Genomic DNA, 18692 nt, shown 5'->3' on the forward strand with positions numbered 1-18692 from the left:
GGTAGCACAATCCGCTATCCGCTTGCCAGCTTGCCGGCCGATCAGACGGTTCCGGCCACTTTTCTCCTGCTCCTGGAAAAAGATACCGCAGCAATCGCAAGGCCGACCGCTACCGTCAAACTAGCAATCCACGGGTTGTACAGAACGGTGGAGGTAGCGTCTACGACGATGCCGCCAAGCCCGGCGCCCACAGCCACTCCCAAATGAAGCACCGAAGTGTTCAGCCCGAGAACCAGATTGGACGATTCAGGAGCCTGTTGAATAAAATACATTTGGATCGCCGGGATGATCAAAGACATGGCGAACATCCAAATGAGCAGCAGCCCCACCCCGGCAACGAGATAGGAGCTGAGCAGAGGCAGCAAGAAGAGCGATACGGCCAGCACCGTCAAGCCGAATGAGATCACTTTGGAAGAGCCCCAAGCGTCCGCAAGCGTTCCGCCTGCGCGAGTGCCCAGCACGCCGGCAATCCCGAGAGCAAACATCGTTAAGCCGGTATAGGAAGCGTTCATATGAAGAATTTGCTGCAGGTACGGCGCCAAATACGTATTCATCATGGAGCTGCTCGATGTAAACAGCAACGATAACCCTAGCCCGCTGACGATAACGGAGCTGCCGAGAACATGGAACTGCTTTCGGAAAGGAACCGGTGCATCACCTGCAATTTGCGGCAGCAGCCGGATCGTCCCGAGCAGCAGAAGGAACGTAATGACGCCAAGCGCGGCAAAAATGGTCTGCCAGCTCCACCATTTGGCTACGGTGACGCCGATAGGCGCGCCCAGTACCAAAGCGGCGCTGAATCCCATGGCGACCATGCCGATCGCCCGGCCCGTTTTCTCCGGCGAGACCAGCTTGGCGACCGAGCTGAAGGCAACGACGGTGTATACGCCGCCGCTCAAGCCGAGCATAATGCGGGACGCCATCAAGGCGGCAAAGCTGGTGCTTGCGTAGGACGCCAAGCTGCCCAGGATGAACATCGCAAGAGCGCCGATCAGAAGATGCTTGCGCCGTACACGGGACGTTAGTGTAACGATAATAGGGGTGCCGATAGCAAAAGAGAGCGAAAAGGCGGTTATGATTTGTCCGGCGAGGGCAATGGAAATATGCAAATCATCCGCGATAACAGGGAGAATGCCGATGACGATAAGCTCCGCGACCCCTGTCACGAAAGCTCCTAAGGTGAGAAGATATACAGCAAGACGGTTCATAGGTATCTGTCCTTTCCTGTCGATAAGATAGGGAGTACTCCGTTGATTGACATTATAAACAGCCGAGTTACATAATGTAAGAAGGCAAAGTATTTGGACATTATCCTGATAAATGGACTTACTAACAAAATGTAAGTGAGGTGGCGAATATGAAGCAACAACGGGATAACGAAACGGATTCGAAATCGAGCATTTGCGAGGTGCTGGAAATTCTCGGAGCGAAGTGGGCGTTTCTGGTGATCGCTGAACTGGCCAAAGGACCGAGGCGATTCAAGCAGCTGCAGCGGGATGTTGTTGTTATCAAGACACAGTCGTTAACGGATACGCTGCGGCATTTGGAGCAAACGGGGGTTGTGCACCGGGAGGTATATCCAACCGTCCCTGTCACCGTGGAATATTCATTGACGGAGAAGGGAATGGATTTTCAGGCGGCCTTGCGGGAAATGGATAAATGGGTCATGAAGTGGGGGAATAAGCAAGCGGGCAGCACCTCTTGATGCTCTTTCGTAGCATAGCCATTAAAAAAAAGGAGCAGCTGCCCCGGCGGTCTGCTCCTTTCTATATGAACTTCAGCTTCCATATAGTTGTCTGCTCTAGGATTGTAATCCAGCAGATCTTCTAATGGCCCCGAAGCTATTCGCTAGGGCCTGTTTGCTGCTGCTTTTTCCGGAAATCCCGCGGCGTTGCGCCGACCAGCTGCTTGAACGTTTGGCCGAAATAGGAAAAGCTGTTGAAGCCGACGTTGGCGGAAATTTCCGATATGGGCAGCTCGGTATGAACAAGCATTCGTTTCGCATGGTGGATTCTCGTTTGCAGCAAAAACTCCGTAATGGTAATTCCGATCGTTTTTTTGAATAAATGGCACAAGTAATACTGGTTTAAATACAGCTCCTGGGATATTTGCTCCAGCGTCAACGGTTCCGCGAAATGATTGGAAATAAATTTGACCGCTTGCTCCACCTTCGGATTGACTCCGCGATGGCTGGCCATCCGGTCTTCATTGACGGAATCGTTCGATAAGAACCGGCTAAGCTCCAGCAGCAGCTCGCTTAAATAGATGCGAATCGCCAGCAGATGATCCAGGGAGCGGCTCGTATATTCCTCATGCAGCCGGTCCAGCAAGTACTGGCAGCGGCTCATTCTTTCTTCGTTCAGCCTCATATGCCGGCGGTTCAGTCCTTGTCGAAAAATATCCAGCAAAATATCTCTGGATTGGCTATCCATCAGCTCGGGGAGAAAATGGAGGACGCTGCGTGTATTCGGCTTTTCGATTTTGGGCGAGCTTTTGTGAGACTCATGGGCGCTGATAAGGATCAAATCGTTTCCTTCCAGCGGATAAATGTGATCCTCGATCAGGAAGCAGCCGCTGCCTTCATGGAAAAAATACACTTCGAACCCTTCATGCGAGTGGAAATCCATATAGAAATTCGTTTCCGTTTCTTTGTATTTCATCGAAAGCGGAAGATCCTTCAGCTGACTGTTTATGAAATCGTCCGTTCGTATGACCGGGTTAGCTTGCATGTCCATTCACCGTCCTCGTTGTAAAAAGCGCTTACATTTAATGTACTCCTCCTTCGAAAAAAACACAATCCTCTTTAGAGTTCTTTTTTTCTAGCGAGAAAACAACAGCAATTTTGTTATATTTTTAAACAATGGAGAGAGAGAAGGAGCCTGTCATTTTCCTTATAATTTAATGGCAATCGAGGATGCAGGGACATGTTATTTCAATTCGATAATGGAATATAGGGAAGACGCGAAAGGAAGGGACAAGGACATCATGTTGAAATCGGCTCTTTGGCAAGGAACAGCGGCAGAGGAAGTGAAGGAGGCTGCAGGCAAGGTTTACCGCAGGATGATCGGCTCCGATACACAAGACTGGGGCATGAATATGAACCAATGGGACTGGACGCCCGGCGTGGGCCTGATCGCCATTCTTCATTATGCCGAAGCTTTGGGGGAGAAGGATGCGATAGGGTATTTGGAGAATTGGATCGAGAGGAACAAGGAAAAGGCGGTGCAGGCCAAAGTCATTAATTCCATGGCTCCCTACGGGATATTTCCTGAACTGTACCGGCTCACGAACCGCGATTATTACCTGGAAACGGCAGGGGACATCGCCGAATGGATGGTTCACGAGGCTCCCCGTACCCGGGAGAGGGCTTTCGAGCATACGGTGACGGAGAAGGCCAGCTTTCCGGAGCAAGTGTGGGCGGATACGATCTTTATGGCCGTCTTGTTTCTGGCAAGACAAGCGTCTTTGACCAAGCGCGCGGATCTCGCGCAGGAAGCGCTTCGCCAGGTTGAGCTTCATTTCCGCCTGCTGCAGGATGGGGAGACGGGCGTCTTGTACCATGGCTGGGACTGCCAGTCGGGCAATCATATGTCCGCAGCCCGATGGACGCGGGCCAACGCCTGGATCGTCATCGGATTCCCGCTCATTGTCAAGGAGCTGAAGCATGTGACGGAAGTACCGTCCGAGCTGCTGAAGCGGTACCGGGCGCTTGTGGACGGCCTTATCCAATACCGTAATGCGCGGGGCTTGTGGCATACGGTTATGGACCGCAGCGAATTTTATGAGGAAACCTCAGGCAGTGCGGGAATCGCAGCCGGAATCCTGTGTGCCGTGCGTTTGGGCTTGCTCGATGAAGGCTATGCGGAGGAAGCGGCCGGAACATGCCGGGCGGCTCTTGCCATGATCGACGCGGACGGCACGGTGCTCGGGGTGTCGGGAGGTACTCCGGTCATGAAGACGATTGATGATTATAACCGGATTCCGTTGATCGCATCGCTGTACGGCCAAGGGCTCACTTTGATGATGCTTGCCGAATGGATTCAAGCGGACCCGCGATAGCGCGTGCTTCATCCGATCCAAGCCGCCATGACTATAAGAACGCGGGCGCGATGCTTTATACTAAGAGCGTCAATGATTTTTTGGGCCATAGGGCGGCCGTTACCATAAAGTACCGCAAATCAAGCTAATGCAAGGGGGCTGAACTACTAATGCAGGAAACGATTGAGGCTGCGATTCGAAAAGAACTGAAGCCGACGCTGCAAGTACGGCAGTTTATAGCAGTCGTATTGGAGCTGTTGAATCAGGGAACGCCGGAGGGAGACAAAGAAGCGCTGCTGCGTCTGAAATTGCTTACAGAGGCATGGAACCAGGACCGGTCCGGACGGATGCCGGAGCAGGAAAGCGCCCCCTCTTCAGCCCCTCTGTCGGCTCATACGGGCTCTTCGATCCGGCAGACGATGATGAGCTGCTTTTTCTCACAAGGCAACTACTTCAAGGCGTTCAGCGAGCTTGCGAGCCGGGGGCTGATCGAGGAGACGTTTTGGCATTCGGCGGCAAGCCTAGCGCAGGATATTTTGAGGCCGGCGGAGCGGGATGCGAACAACCGCTCCTTCTTTTTCGCCATAGGGATGGCGCTTGCGTCCGGGCTGTTTCCGGCGCTGCCGGAGGCCAAGGGCTGGAGCCACTACGCCGAAGGCGTGTGGAATGACTGGTACGGCCCGGGCGATTGCTATGAGCCGGGATATGTAGCGCACAATATTATGCAGGTGATCGAGCTGGGGCTTATTCTCGGCAAAGCGGAGGAGCTCCGGAGCGACAAGGCGCTCGCAGCATATCGCCGCTACCGCGATCACATCAGTCCGTCAGGGCTTGCCATTCAGCCGGGCGACGGCGGCACCCAGGCAGCGTATGTCGATGCGCTTGCCTTGATGGCAAAAGTAACGGGCGACGGTACGTTCCTATGGGCGGCGCAGCAAGCATTTTTGGCCGGTGAATACGGGGGCTACTATAATGCGGTGCGGGGGCGTATTCCGGCGGAAGAAGCCGAGCAATCGCTGGAAGCCAGATTCGCACAGAATCATTTCGAGGGGATCAAGCCGGAACTGCCGGACACCGGAAGCGAGGTTCAGACGATGTACCCCGCTACCTACCGTATACCGGACCGGCTGCTGCTGTCGCCTTCCAAGAAGGAAGGAAAGCCGTACGCCGCATTCTACATCAACGACAGGATGGAAACGCTGCATCATGCCCACGAGGATAACCGGGGAGATTTGTACCATTATGAAGTGAACGGTGTGATGGTGCTGCAGCGCTCCGGATGGCACAAATGGGCAGGACAAAGCAACACGCTCGTCGTAGGCGATGCCCTCTCGGAGTTTCCTTTCAATTATACGCAGGGACTGCTGTCGGGCCATTGGTACAAGGCGTCCTCGAATCTCCGTCTGCTTCGCGACTTTATGGCGTCGGACCGGTACGAGCAGCTGTACCGGACCCCCGAAGGATTCCGGCATACCGGAGTTCCTGTCGAGGGCGACGAGACGATGATGCCGCTGCCGCATTTTTTCCGGGACAAGGAAAGTCCGTATGGCGTATTTCTATGCAATCCGGAAGGGATGGCCGGGAAGAACGAGAGCTTGAGGCTGGAAAGCTTCACCATTTCGCTGAACACGTTCCTGAGAGGCGGTAACCACTCGTTCCCGAAAAGCTTGGAATGGTACAGGGATTACAGGGAGGTCGCCCCGGCAGACGGACCCGTCGAGATGCTGATCCGGAACATTCATTTGGGAGGCCCCGCAGGCAAAAGAATGCTGGTCGATCTACGCGAATTTGCGGAGTACCTGGAGGTGGCGTTCTACGAGGACGGCAAAAAAGGGACCATGCAGGAAAAGCGGATTCTAACGCCGGAAGAGGTGCGGGAACGCGTCAGCCTTACGTTCGATGAGCTGTCCGGTGCCCCGGCTCTCAAGATCGTATGCCATCCGGGCCGCACGGATTTGACCTGGAGAGGCTTCGGCGGCGAGAGCATTCACTTGACGGAGCAATACCAGCGCATCGGCTTTGATTATTTGTACATCAGCGACGCAAGAGATTTCTTGCGCACGCCGGTCCGATTGTTCGTGAACGGCATGACGTGCCGCAGCATGTATGTGGACGGACAGCAAGGAGGCGTGCTGAAGGATGCGAGAGCAGAACAGCGCGGGGAAGACAGCTTCGGCTCCATGGAATACGAAGGCGTGTATACGTTCGATTCTCACTGGAAACGCCAGACCGTACTGACGCAGGAAGGCTATTTGCTTGTTGTCGACCGGTTCCTGCCGGGAGCGGAAGCGGACAGGATGACGGGAGGACCGGTATGGCAGGTGAAGGATCCGTTACAGCAGGGTCTGTTCTGGTTCGATTCTGCAGCCGACAGGCAGCATAATACCAACGTGCTCGTGTATTTCCATCCGCAGCGGGGACATCAATACGGCGCCAAGTTTCAGCCGAAGCTGTGGAACGACCAGGGCTATGCCCTATATGACAGGACGGTGTTCACAGCCGGCAGGGAGGAAGTATTCGTATCCGTCATCCTGCCCCATGACAGCGCTCTGTCCGGCTCCGACGTGAGCGGGAAGAAGCACTTTCATTCGCTCGCCGTCAACCGCGGGGAAGAGAACAAAGGCGTTGCGACCGAAATTAGACCGGATGGAACAGCGGTAGTGGAGCTGCTTCCTACGGAGAAATGGAAGCCGGGCCGAATCCGTATTTCAGTTCAGGCGGACGGCGGCTGGAGCGTAGAACGGTAGCGGTAACTTATAGCGCTCGGTTGCCTCTGTAAGTCTGTTGTGAACATGGCAATCGATGTTCCTGACGTATGTTTGCGTAACGCAATGGGGTGATGTTTACAGCTACAAGAACTCGGACAACGAAATCGCATATCATGAAAAACCTTGCTGCAACGCCTCCTTTGGGAGGCTGGCAGCAAGGTTTTTTGTGCTTTGGAATGGTGTAAGCCAAACTGAAGGTGCGGCGGTAAGGCGTGGAGAAGGCTAGATAGGCAATGCCATGCAGAGGGTAAGCGCGGTGAATACCCGCCGCAAATAAACGGGACAGCTCTGCGAAAGGCAAGCGTGACGGGGTGAAGCCAGCAGAACGGAATGTGGTGCTCCCGCAGTCAGCACAGCTCCCCAGGGAAGTACACAGTGCCAAGACGCCTGCCGGCTTACTCCGTCGCCGCCAATTCAGGCGGAACTCGGCGCGGGCTCAGCTGCTCGAACGCGTAGGCAAGCCGGATCAGCGCCGGCTCGGAGAAGGCTCCGCCGGTGAACATGACGCCGAACGGCTTGCCGTCCCGGAGATAGCCTCCTGGAACCGCTATGGACGGATAGCCGGCTTTGGCGGCAATTTCTTCTCCGCTGTCGTGGGGGAACAGCAGCGCATCCAGGCGATGCTCCTTCATCACACGATCGATTCCTTCGGTGCGGGACAGCCGGATATCTTTCAACCGGTCCATAATATATTGCGGCTCGGTCAGCGTACCCGACTTGCTCTCGGCATAAACGAGAATCTTTTGCCCGTAGGCTAACGCCTTGTCGGCATGCGCCTCATTAAAGGCGATGAGCTCCTTCAGAGAGTGAACGGGCTGATCCGGCGGCAGCTTGCTCAAATAAGCGTTCAAATCGGCTTTGAACTCATGGATAAGCACGCTGGAGTGGAGCTGGGACAGCTCCCCGGCCGACGGGATGTCGGCCGGATCGATGAGCACGGCTCCGGCATCGGCGATTTCCCGGAGCAGCTCCTCAAACAATATTCGCTCCTCTTCGGTGAGCGAATCGTGGAATACCCGGCGCGGGACGCCGATCCGCGCCCCCTGCAAGCCGGCGCGATCCAGCTGCGCCGTGTAGTTGGGCTGCTCCATGCCGATGGAGCAGCCGGTGACGGGATCGCGCGGGTCGTGACCGCGCATCACGCCGAGCAGCAGAGCGGCGTCGGCGACGGTGCGGGCCATGGGACCCGCGGTGTCCTGGCTGTGCGCCAGCGGAATGATGCCGCTGCGGCTGATAAGCCCGACCGTCGGCTTGATGCCGACGATCGATTGGTACACGGCCGGGCACAGTATCGAGCCCGACGTTTCGGTGCCGACGGCAGCCGCCGTGAAGCTGGCGGCGACCGCGGCCGCAGAGCCCGTACTGGACCCGCCGGCATAGAAGCGGCCGGGTCCGTACGGGTTCAGCACTTGGCCTCCCCGGGAGCTGTAGCCGCCGGGCATGCCTTCGGTCATGAAGTTGGCCCACTCGGTCATGTTGGCCTTCCCCAGAATCACCGCCCCGGCTTCCCGGAGCCGGGTGACGAGGAACGCGTCATGCTGGGCGTAATGGTTCGCCAAGGCAATCGAGCCGGCACTCGTGTGCATCCGGTCGGCCGTGTCGATGTTGTCCTTCAGCAGCACGGGGACTCCGTGCAAAGGGCCGATGGCAGCGCCCCTCAGCCTAGCCGCATCGGCTGCTTCGGCCTGATGCAGCGCATCGGGGTTCAGCTCTAGCACGGAGTTGATCCTCGGTCCTTGCCGGTCATGGAGGGCGATTCGCTCCATATAGCGCTGGACAAGCTCGAAGGAGGAGGTCTTGCCGCACTCCATCGCTTGCTGCATGCCGGTTATGGTCGCTTCTTCGATTCGTATCATAGGGACACTCTGCCTCTCTGCTCCGCTGGAGCTTTCTTCTTTCTTTCTATTTTGTTGGAGGAATCCAGCCGATGCAAGATTGTAAATGATTAAAATCAATATATTCCCAATTGTTTTTAGAATTTGTTGAGTATTTTTTTGCTATAATCGAGAAGTACACTGGAAACAGAACCAATTTACTACATAGAGGCGCAAATCAGATCATGAAAAAACCGACCGCAACGATGCTTAGTATGCTTTTTATTTTTTTGGCCATTGTTCTGTTTTTTCTATACCAATGGCTGAATCCAGCCGCCACTTATCCTGCTGCTGTCCAAGGACAGCTGGATGCAAGAGGCTGGGATTTCGCCAAGCAAGGAATCATCCCGCTGAGAGGGGAGTGGGAATTTTATCCGGACAAGCTGCTGCAGCCGGCCGATTTCAAGAACAACCCGGCACTGCAGTCCGAGAAGCGGCTTTTGCAGGTTCCTCATGGATGGAAGGGAGTGGTCGCAACCGATGGCAGGGACGGCTACGGTGTCGGCACTTACCGGCTGCTCATTCAGGTAGATAAAACGGACATCTACGCCCTCCGTTCCAAAAAAGTGCGGATGTCAAGCCATATTTACTTAAACGGCACAGATCTTGGGGGCAATGGCCGGACATCGCTAGACAAAGAAGGTTTTGTAGCCAGCAATTTGCCTTTCTTTGGAGCGGAGAAGGCTGAATCGGGCACGGTTGAGCTCATTATTCAAGTTGCCAGTTTTAATTATATTGCAGGCGGCTTGGTCCAGGCTCCCGAGTTCGGGTCCTATCAGGCTGTGACCGACCGTGCGGACAACTCCAAGCTTGCCGATATGGTGCAAATTTCAGCCATGCTGCTGTTCGCCCTGTTCTACGGCGGCATGTTCAGGCGCTGGCGCCAGGATCCGCATTTGATGTATTTCAGCTTGTTTTGCTTGGCAACGGGATTGTTTTTTACTGTCGACAATGAGATTTTGCTCTCCACCTTGTTCCCGTCGATCTCCTTTGTCATGATTCAAAAAATCGTGTTTGTCTCGGTTTACCTTTCGTTCCTGTGGTTCAATTATTATATTTTTACCTATTTGGGTGAAAAGGAAAATACGCTGTTCGTATGGATCCGACGGCTTACCTATGTCTACTTAATCGTCATCATTCTCCCTAACGATCATCTGGCGTACACGCTGGTATTGAATTTAACGCTGCAAACGGCGGCATTCATCAATATTTTTTTGATGCTGATCCGCAGCCGGAACAAGGGAGTTCCCGGTACGGGATATTTGGCTCTAGGGGTGTTTTTTCTTATTGCCAGTTGGATTTTCGCACAAATCCGCTATGAGCTGGCGCTGGACAACCCGTATTTCATGATCGTTACTCCGCTGCTGCTTGTGTTCTCCCAAGCGTTCTTGATGTCGAACCGAATGCAGCAGGCGTTCTACAAGAACGAGAAATTATCACAGCAGCTGCTCGAATATGACCGGCAAAAAGACGAGTTTTTGGCCAAAACGTCGCATGAGCTCCGGACGCCGCTTCACGGGCTCATTAATCTGTCGCAGTCCATCCTCGATGACCGGGGCAGAGGGCTGCAATCCGAGTATAAGGAAAATGTGAGACTAATGAATCTGATCAGCCGCAGGCTGGCGGGGCTCGTTCACGACATTTTGGATATGTCGCTCATTAAACACGGGCAGCTTCGCATCCATCAAACCGCGGTTGACTTGCGGATGACGGTCCGTTTTGTGCTCGATACGCTATCCATTACACCGATGAACAAGCAGGTTCAGATGGTTAACGAGCTGGCCACCGATCTTCCTCTTGTCCATGCCGATGAGAACCGGCTGAAGCAAATTTTGCACAATTTGATTGAAAACGGCTTGAAATTTACGGACAAAGGCAGTGTCCGCGTAACGGCGGAGCTCAGAGCCAATGAAATTGCGGTTTCCGTCATCGACTCGGGGATAGGCATACCGCCGGAGCGTATCGAGGCGATATTCGAGCCGTTCGAGCATTATTCGGAGACGGGGGCACAGTCGCGGAGCGGTATCGGGCTCGGACTCAGTATTACGAAGCAGCTCGTGGAGCTGCAGGGAGGGACGCTTGAGGTCCATTCGGAGGTCGGAAGCGGTACCCGCTTCACATTTACATTGCCCGTCGCAGAAGGGGCTGCCCGCACGGACTCGGATCTAGATGACGCTGCTGAACCTGTTAACGGGTTGGCGTACACAGTCCAATCGGCCAGCGAGGAAGGTGACGAATTCACCGTACTCATTGTCGATGATGAGCCGTCGAATGTAAAAGTGCTGATCGATGCAGTCACATCCTTGAAGTTCGGCTACACGGCGGTATACAGCGGAAAAGAAGCGATAGAGCTGCTGAACCGGCATTTTCAGCCGGATCTGGTGCTGCTGGATTTGATGATGCCCGGCGTGTCCGGCTTGGACGTGTGCGGGGAAATCCGGCGCAAGCACGGCTTGGCGGAGCTTCCGGTTCTGATGCTTACGGCATCCGGTCAAAAAGGGGACGTCATTGCGGCATTTGCCGCCGGTGCTAACGATATCCTGCAAAAGCCGTTCGAATTGGAGGTGCTCAAGGCGAGAATGCAGTCGCTGCTTTCCATGAAACGATCCTCGGAATACGCTGTACGGCGGGAGATCGATTATTTGCAGGCGCAGATTACGCCGCATTTTCTGTACAACAGCTTGAATGCGCTGGTCGGTCTCAGCTATAAGGATACGGACAGGCTGAGGGAGATGATTCATCATCTGACCACGTATTTAAGAGGAAAGTTTACGCTCACCTTCCAAAGCCAGCTCGTCTCGTTTGATAGAGAAATGGAGCTGGTGAAAGCTTACCTGGCTATCGAACAGCTTCGCTTCGGAAGCAGGCTGCAGGTCAAGTACACTATCGAACCGGATCTTCACTGCATGATGCCTCCGCTCCTTCTCCAGCCGCTCGTGGAAAATGCGGTCCGCCACGGCATAGGGCAGAAGCCTAATGGCGGGACGGTCGAAATCCGTGCTTGCCGGGTTCCCGGCGGTGTGGAATTTACGGTCGAGGACGACGGCATAGGGATGGGAGAGGAGCTGCTCTTCAAGCTTAACGAGGATCAAGGAAGCGGTGTCGGTACCGGCAATGTGAACCGTCGGTTGAAAATGCTCTACAACCAGACATTGCGAATCGACAGCGAGCCGGACCGTGGAACGATCATCACATTTTATTTACCGGAGGAATCGGATGCTTAAGGCCGTATTAATAGATGATGAAGAAATTGCTTTGGACGTACTGGAAATTGTGCTGCAGGAGGTCGGCGGCGTATCCGTAGAAGGCAAGTTTTTCCGGGTGGACGAAGCGTTGGCTTATTTGGAGCATTCTGCCGTCGATTTAATCTTTCTCGATATCGAAATGCCCGGAATGAACGGGCTTGCGGTAGCCGAGCGGTTGTCGCAGCGGTGGCCCGGCATGCAGATTATTTTCGTGACGGCTTATCAGGAGTATGCGGTAGAAGCCTTCGAAGTGAACGCGTTCGGTTACCTGCTGAAGCCGGTGTCCAAGGAGCGGCTGGCCAAAACGTTGGACCGGTACCGTAACCAATACCAAAATAATAATGGGATATCCCGGGCTGGCCAAGCCGTAGGTATCGCCGCTGAAAAGCTTCATACGGAGGAGCCGGAGCGCCGATTATTTTTGAATGCGCTGGGAAGCATGGAGCTATACGACAGCCATCGCAAGCTGGTAACATGGCGGACGAAAAAGGCGAAGGAAATGTTCGCCTACTTGTGGCATTATAATGGAACGCCTGTACAGCGCGACCGGATTCTGGACGATTTGTGGCCGGAGCTGCCCTTCGACCGAGCGCAGGCGCTGCTTCATACAACGCTGTATCATGTGCGCAATACGCTGAAGCAGGCCGGATTTCCCGATATGATCGTATATGGGGATGAGCGCTATTGGATGAAGACGGAATACACCGTGAGCGATACGGAGCACATCACCGGGCTGATTCAATCGCAAGAGACGGATGTAGGGACCGTGGAGCAAATTATTGGAATGTACCGGGGCGATTATTTTGAAGCGGAGCATTATATTTGGGCGGAAGTCCGGCGCAGCGAGCTGCGCTCGTGCTATCTGACGAGTCTCGACCGGCTGCTGGGATACGTGGACAGAGCGAGACGGGAAGAAATTTTGCGTAAGATGATCAAGCTGGAGCCTTATACGGAAGCTTATTATAAGCTGCTTCTGCAGGATTTGAAGTCTGCGGGGAATACGTCTGCTGCTCAGACGCTAAAGGGGCAGATGGTGCAAAAATTTCAAAGTGAGCTCGGGATTGAGCTTGCATTGGACTGATTTTTACATACTTGCTGAAGCCTGGCGGAGCAGTTGCCGTCAGGTTTTTTTATTTTTTTGTAAATGAGGACAAAGTCCTAGTAATTAATGAAGAGTGGATAGTGGTTTTGGGGTATTTTGTACTAATTTGACGAAGATGTTCAGAATTTGTTAAGACCTTTAGATCTAAAATGGCATTAAACAGGGTAAATGGGGGTAGCCGTGGAGAAATTTGGAATATGGTGTCGAATGAGCAAGGTGAATTGGAGCTGTATATTTCAACATGTTTAGGATGGGGGAGAACGATGTATAAGAAGTGGCTAAGGAGCCGTTGGATTGCGGCTGCTTTAACGCTGAGCATGCTGTTTTCAATGCTGCCTCAGCTGGGAGTAAGCTCTGTGCAGGCCGCTGGCGGCGATCTGGAAGTAAGGTTTGGCGCAGGGACGAGGATAGGGAATGAAACGTTCTCTGCGGACAATGCTTTTCTCAATTTTTACAACAACCAGACGCCGGGCTTTGCGCAGACAGAGACGGATAAAGATGCGAACTATGACTGGGCGAGCGGACATGTTCTCCCGAAAAACGATGATGGCTTAACAGTACAATTTCAAATTAAAGTTGCAGACAACCCAGCTCTCCGTGCGCTTGCGCAGAGCAAGGATGCCGAAGTGTTTGTCGGTTGGGATAAACTGGATTACGATGAGGATTGCATTTTAGCATGGTGCAAGACAAGGGTTACTTCGGCATCCATTACCGTAGACGGTCAAGAATTGTCGGGAAGCTCTCACGGAGGAGATACGTTTTACCGAAGCATGACCAAACAGATCAAGGATAATTCGGTGATCAATATCTCCGTGTGGGTGGAAGGAGAAGGTGCAGGCGCATACGGAATTTTTATCAAGTTCCAGGATAAGCATCGGCCTGTACTGGAAAATTATACGTTCAGAGGCAACGGGGCGGAAAGAACAAATGGAATCATTAATCAAGAAGAGCTGTATGCCAAACAAAACGAATACATAAGCCTTGCCTACAATTTCAACGAGCCGGTTAAGCCGACCGCGTTGAGCTCAGCGTTCTACGAGCATTTTCTCAAGCATCCATTGTTTGTAAACCCGGACGGGACCGGATTGCCGGCGGCCGGACAGCAGCAATATATGCAGAATACAAGCTTTGCTCCCGGAGATTTCAGCTTAGGCTATTTCGATGCTCCGCTGAGACAAAGCATTGAATACAAATACATAACGACAAAGTATCATCATAGCGGAAACCTTCCGCTGGAGCCTAAAATAACCGGTACTGCATCTGGGGCGCCAATCGATCAAACGTTGGAGCAAAAGCTTAAAGGAGCGGTGCTCGCGGATGCGGCGGGTAACGTTGCCGTGATCGACAGTAACAAGTTCATTAAGGTTAGCGATTCGAGCAACAATCATTTGAAAGGCAAGACGGTCAACCCCTTCGATTACAACCATGGCGGTTATCGGGTTATCGTGGATGCGGTAGCGCCCAAATATTCGAAGACGGGTAACGGAATTCAGCCGGAGATTTTAACCGGGGTCGTGTTGAGCAAAGACGACCATACGCTCGAGTTCACGGTCCAATTAACCGAAGAAGCGGTGGTTAAGTCAGAATGGAAGAATGAAGAGGAGCAGACGTTTCTGCTGTTCAACAATGGAATGAAGGCCTACTATGACTCCGGATTCAATTCATCCAAGCTAACTTTCAAGACGAATGTTAAAGACGTCGAGAAATGGCTAGAAACTCCGCTTCTTAAAGTCATCTCTTTGTCTCATGATTTGAAGAATCCAGCAGACTCCGACACGAGTGTCATTCAGGATTATGCCGGAAATATGCTGATCCAGCCGGCCAATTTCGAAGGCATTCATGTAGATGGTGATGAATCGAACGTCAATTCCAAAATCGATTGGGCGAAGCTATCGGTTGACTACACGAAACCATGGATCGCTTATCGGTATGAAGCGGGAGGGGCGACCGACGCAACCTACCGGAGAAACGGGAAAGTAACGATCGATGCGAACGATCCGCCTCTGATCATCCCGCCTCTTGATCCGTCGCCTGATCGTGGGGCGGAGCGGCCAAGCAAGGGCATTTACCGTCCTTCCAATATGACGGGAGAAGCATCGCCGGCGGTCGGCCTTGTGTACTACTATTGGAGCCGCAATCCGGAGGATCCGTTCGCTTCTGTGAGCGAGCATAACTTTGCAGCCGTTAAGCGCTATGCTCTTGCCGGGAAGCAGCCTGAAGAAGAACTGTACCCGAAATCAAAATTCGGGGGGATGCAGCTCAAGGTCGTCAATAACAAGACGAACATGATTGCTCCACCGGCCGAAGCGTTGACCGATGAGGGAAGCGGCGTATGGTATTTGCATACGTGGACGGCGGATATGACCTGGGATTCGGCGAGAGAGCTGATGCAGCATAAGAAAAAGGATGAGTACGTTACAAACCATCCTGATGAATACGAGCGTTGGAAAAATGAAGCAACAGGGTCGGAAGCCGACAAAGAATTTTATGCGACCAATAAAGCTTTGGCGGCAGTTGGAGATTACGGCAATTTAGGCGAGTGGACGTTCGATGATTACAAACAAAACGATTCGAATTGGACGTACAACGCAGCCTCCATGAAGCTGGACAACCGCGCGCCGGTTATTACTATAGACGTCAATAATGCGGAGGACAAGAAGACGGGGAATGTCAAGGTTCCGGTAACGATCGTGGACGAACACAGCGGAGTTCAGACTGGCAGCAGCAGCGGTTTAAGCCAATTTGCCTACCAATGGGTGAAGAAGGGCGAGGAGCTGCAAGAGATTGAATGGAAAACGGCGGAGTTTGCCGGCAATGGCGTCACTCTAGCCACTCAAAACGACATTATGGAGGATGGCACCTACGCTTTAGCCATCAAGGCTGCGGACCAAGCAGGAAACGAACGGGTAGTGAAATCGGAGGAAGCGATCGAGGTCGATTCGACCAACCGTGTCGTCGGACAGCTATCTGACGCGAATCCGGAATTTGTTCAAAGCCACGATATTGAGTTCCGCCTGCAAGGTCTTGCCCCGGCAACCGTTACCTTCGCCGCATACGGGAAGAGCGTAACCGAAGCGACCTATAAATCCAAAGGGCTGGTTACGAACGCCGTCTACGGAGGGATATCCGTGACAAGCTCAGCCTACGGCATGCTGGGGTCGTTCGTCACTAACGTAGGATACGCATTCAGCGGCAGCGTCGCCCGTCCGGGGGATGGAGCCTATGCACCTCTTGTATTGCAGCAGATCAATCCGGCCAACGGGGAACTGCTTTACCGCATTCCTGCGGACCGGACGAAGAACGGCGAGCAGTTTGTCCATATCCGCGTGATGGAGTCGGATGGGCGGCAGCATTATTTTACGAAAATGTATAAATTCGATAATTTGCCTCCCGCAGTTACGTTCAGTAAAAGCGGCGTGGAATATCCGCTGGCAAAACAGACGGTAACGATATCAATTGAAGACACAAGTAAAAATGTTCTGCTGAGACAGTACCAATGGGTAAAAGCAGGGATGCCGGAACCGGATGAACAGTCGGCAGGCTGGGTGGATATTCCGGCAAATGGCGAAGTCGGGATTGATAATAACGGGTTGCAACCGGGAGAAACGGCGGACTACCGCTTGTTTGTGAAAGCCGTCGACGGAGCCAATAATAGCGTTGTAGTAAGAACGACAGGCATATTTAAAGTATCCAAGGCTGGTCCGGGAACTCCCGCTGCTGATGCCGAAGCGGCATTGATCTATTTGTACGGGGACGCACAGGACGGATATACGGCGATTATGAAGCTGAATCTCGACAGGGAGGATAAGAACGGATACGAATATTCCCTTTCTGCCGACAATGGCATAAGCTGGGTCAAATGGCACCCATACACAAATTTTACCTCGATGAAAGTTCCGACGAACAAAGCTGCGGAGCTGCATATTCAGGTGAAATATAGAGCGCCTGGCGGTGCCATAGGGAAGCCAGCGGCGTTGGATACGAGCAACGTCAAATTGGGGATCGAGCCGGTTTATGCGTTGGCGGCAGTAAGCTCCAAACCGGCGAATCCACAGACGGGAGTCGATATAGATATTACGGTACCGATTGGAATCAAAATCGTTCCGTCCGATGTAAACCCGTCTCCACCTATTCGAAGCGGAAACAGGTTTAATGTGAAGGAGAATGGTTTTTATTCCTTCGACCTTACAGATGCGTCCGATATATCGAGGAAAGATACGCTGTATGTTTCTATCGGCAATATTGACACGACCGAACCCAATGGAACGGTGACCAATATGCGTCCGGCTACGACGAACGGCAACGTGTCTGTGATGCTGGAGGATCTATCCGAGCCAGTGACGATTACGAACAATAACGGCAAGGCGGTCTATACGTTCGAAAATAACGGATCGTTTGCCTTTGAATTCTCGGATGAAGCAGGCAACAAGGGAACGGCGGAAATTACCGTAAGCAATATCGATAAGGAAGAACCGGATGTTAAAATCGTTCGTTCCTATGCTTACGGGGAGAATTACAGCCAGACGTTCGAAACGATAAAGGATGAGAACGGCAGCATACTGTATTCCTCGGGAGTGACGCTTGAAGTGCAAAAGGCGAACGCACAGGCCAAAGATTTCGTCGTGCTCAGCGGCAAATCGGTTATTACAATGGAGGAAAACGGCGTAGCATCCTTTGTGGTGTCCGACCGGTTAGGCAATACGTCCGTTGTAAGAGAGGAAGTGACCAACATTATTTCCGCTGCGCCGGTTCCTGAGTCCGTCACATATACATTCGTTGATGAAAAAGGGAATCCGCTGCCGGAAGAACGGATCGTCACGATTGACGGAAAGAAATATGCGCGTGGGCAAGTTCAAGTGTCTGTAAGCGGCAAGACGAAGTCGCCGAATAAGGTATTCTCTGGCATGGCGCCAATCATGCAGAACGGAGCTTATACGAATCAAATTAGCGCTCCGGACGGTACGTACTCCTATTCGAGAGTGTACTCGGCCGACGGCTCTACCATGCTCGCGATTTCGGATTTGCTTGGAAATATTAAGAAAGTGCCGGTAACGATTGCGGGCTTGGATAATAAGGCACCGGAGATCGCGTTGAATACGGCTGCAGTAAGTATCGTGCAAAACAAGCCTGATTTTGATTTCGGCAAAGATTTGGGCGGCTACACGGTGTCCGACAATGTATCGAAGCCGGAACAAATCCGGGTGGAGATCAGCGGTCTCGACTTGACGAAGCTCGGGCGCCAGCGCGTGACGTATACGGCGTTCGATCAGGTTGGCAATATGGCCACAGCGTACCAGGATGTTGTCGTTGTAAGTGCTGAAGGCATGCTGATTTTTGCCGACGATGTACTTATTTCGGGCGGCAGCACTGAGTCCGCATTGTTTGACCACAATACGCTCGACTTCCATATTACGAAATACAACCTGATGGATGTGGAGGGCTGGTCCCAGGTGAATGAGTGGGGAACTTATGATGTGCTGTACTACTCGGGTTTGTATCGTGAAGGTCAAATGAAGTACATTGCCGAGAAGCTCACTTACGATGAATTGGTGAACAAGCAATTTGCCATTGAATTCGATAAAGTCGGCTGGTACACCATGATTGTCCGTACTCAGGAACGGGAGCGCGAATACGCCATGTTCTTCATAGGTAATGTCGATTAATC

Annotated in this window: 9 protein-coding genes; 6 read left to right on the forward strand and 3 right to left on the reverse strand. The window is 52.9% G+C overall.

Translation table 11 applies throughout. The features are described 5' to 3' along the window. Nucleotides 1-41 precede the first annotated feature (41 nt). Nucleotides 42-1208, reverse strand: a complete 1167-nt coding sequence (locus ACFQ88_RS26650; RefSeq protein WP_379458825.1) for an MFS transporter — start codon at nucleotides 1206-1208, stop codon at nucleotides 42-44. 149 nt (nucleotides 1209-1357) lie between these two features. On the opposite strand from ACFQ88_RS26650, the gene ACFQ88_RS26655 reads away from it, so the two are divergent. After that, on the forward strand, nucleotides 1358-1705 hold the full coding sequence (locus ACFQ88_RS26655) for a winged helix-turn-helix transcriptional regulator (protein WP_379458827.1): 348 nt from the start codon (nucleotides 1358-1360) through the stop codon (nucleotides 1703-1705). 136 nt (nucleotides 1706-1841) lie between these two features. Here ACFQ88_RS26655 and ACFQ88_RS26660 read toward each other — a convergent pair whose 3' ends face one another. Then, the gene (locus ACFQ88_RS26660) at nucleotides 1842-2735 is read right to left on the reverse strand and encodes an AraC family transcriptional regulator (protein ID WP_379458829.1); all 894 of its coding nucleotides are present in this window, start codon (nucleotides 2733-2735) and stop codon (nucleotides 1842-1844) included. Nucleotides 2736-2985: 250 nt separating this feature from the next. Between ACFQ88_RS26660 and ACFQ88_RS26665 the strand changes: the two genes are divergently transcribed. After that, on the forward strand, nucleotides 2986-4059 hold the full coding sequence (locus tag ACFQ88_RS26665; RefSeq protein WP_379458831.1) for a glycoside hydrolase family 88/105 protein: 1074 nt from the start codon (nucleotides 2986-2988) through the stop codon (nucleotides 4057-4059). Nucleotides 4060-4208: 149 nt separating this feature from the next. Then, a complete protein-coding gene (locus ACFQ88_RS26670; protein ID WP_379458833.1) occupies nucleotides 4209-6785 on the forward strand; it encodes a hypothetical protein in 2577 nt (858 codons plus the stop codon). 416 nt (nucleotides 6786-7201) lie between these two features. Here the strand turns inward: ACFQ88_RS26670 and ACFQ88_RS26675 are convergent, their stop codons facing one another. Then, nucleotides 7202-8662: an amidase gene (locus ACFQ88_RS26675; RefSeq protein WP_379458835.1), complete on the reverse strand. Its 1461-nt coding sequence runs from the start codon at nucleotides 8660-8662 to the stop codon at nucleotides 7202-7204. A 203-nt stretch (nucleotides 8663-8865) separates the two neighbouring features. On the opposite strand from ACFQ88_RS26675, the gene ACFQ88_RS26680 reads away from it, so the two are divergent. From ACFQ88_RS26680 to ACFQ88_RS26690, 3 genes are all read left to right on the forward strand, one after another. Continuing rightward, nucleotides 8866-11904, forward strand: coding sequence for a hybrid sensor histidine kinase/response regulator (locus ACFQ88_RS26680; RefSeq protein WP_379458837.1), 3039 nt, complete (start codon nucleotides 8866-8868; stop codon nucleotides 11902-11904). Then, nucleotides 11897-13006: a response regulator gene (locus tag ACFQ88_RS26685; RefSeq protein WP_379458839.1), complete on the forward strand. Its 1110-nt coding sequence runs from the start codon at nucleotides 11897-11899 to the stop codon at nucleotides 13004-13006. Before ACFQ88_RS26680 ends, ACFQ88_RS26685 begins: the two co-directional genes overlap by 8 nt. Nucleotides 13007-13290: 284 nt before the next feature. Then, the gene (locus tag ACFQ88_RS26690) at nucleotides 13291-18690 is read left to right on the forward strand and encodes a hypothetical protein (protein WP_379458841.1); all 5400 of its coding nucleotides are present in this window, start codon (nucleotides 13291-13293) and stop codon (nucleotides 18688-18690) included. The last annotated feature ends 2 nt before the right edge of the window (nucleotides 18691-18692 follow it).

Origin of the sequence: Paenibacillus sp. NPDC056579, assembly GCF_042793215.1 — a bacterium.
Taxonomy (GTDB): Bacteria; Bacillota; Bacilli; order Paenibacillales; family NBRC-103111; genus Paenibacillus_S.

What these genes read in the sequence shown, in the direction of transcription:
- ACFQ88_RS26650 (WP_379458825.1), bottom strand. Translation starts at nt 1,208, where the DNA reads ATGAACCGTCTTGCTGTATATCTTCTCACCTTAGGAGCTTTCGTGACA.
- ACFQ88_RS26655 (WP_379458827.1), top strand. Translation starts at nt 1,358, where the DNA reads ATGAAGCAACAACGGGATAACGAAACGGATTCGAAATCGAGCATTTGC.
- ACFQ88_RS26660 (WP_379458829.1), bottom strand. Translation starts at nt 2,735, where the DNA reads ATGGACATGCAAGCTAACCCGGTCATACGAACGGACGATTTCATAAAC.
- ACFQ88_RS26665 (WP_379458831.1), top strand. Translation starts at nt 2,986, where the DNA reads ATGTTGAAATCGGCTCTTTGGCAAGGAACAGCGGCAGAGGAAGTGAAG.
- ACFQ88_RS26670 (WP_379458833.1), top strand. Translation starts at nt 4,209, where the DNA reads ATGCAGGAAACGATTGAGGCTGCGATTCGAAAAGAACTGAAGCCGACG.
- ACFQ88_RS26675 (WP_379458835.1), bottom strand. Translation starts at nt 8,662, where the DNA reads ATGATACGAATCGAAGAAGCGACCATAACCGGCATGCAGCAAGCGATG.
- ACFQ88_RS26680 (WP_379458837.1), top strand. Translation starts at nt 8,866, where the DNA reads ATGAAAAAACCGACCGCAACGATGCTTAGTATGCTTTTTATTTTTTTG.
- ACFQ88_RS26685 (WP_379458839.1), top strand. Translation starts at nt 11,897, where the DNA reads ATGCTTAAGGCCGTATTAATAGATGATGAAGAAATTGCTTTGGACGTA.
- ACFQ88_RS26690 (WP_379458841.1), top strand. Translation starts at nt 13,291, where the DNA reads ATGTATAAGAAGTGGCTAAGGAGCCGTTGGATTGCGGCTGCTTTAACG.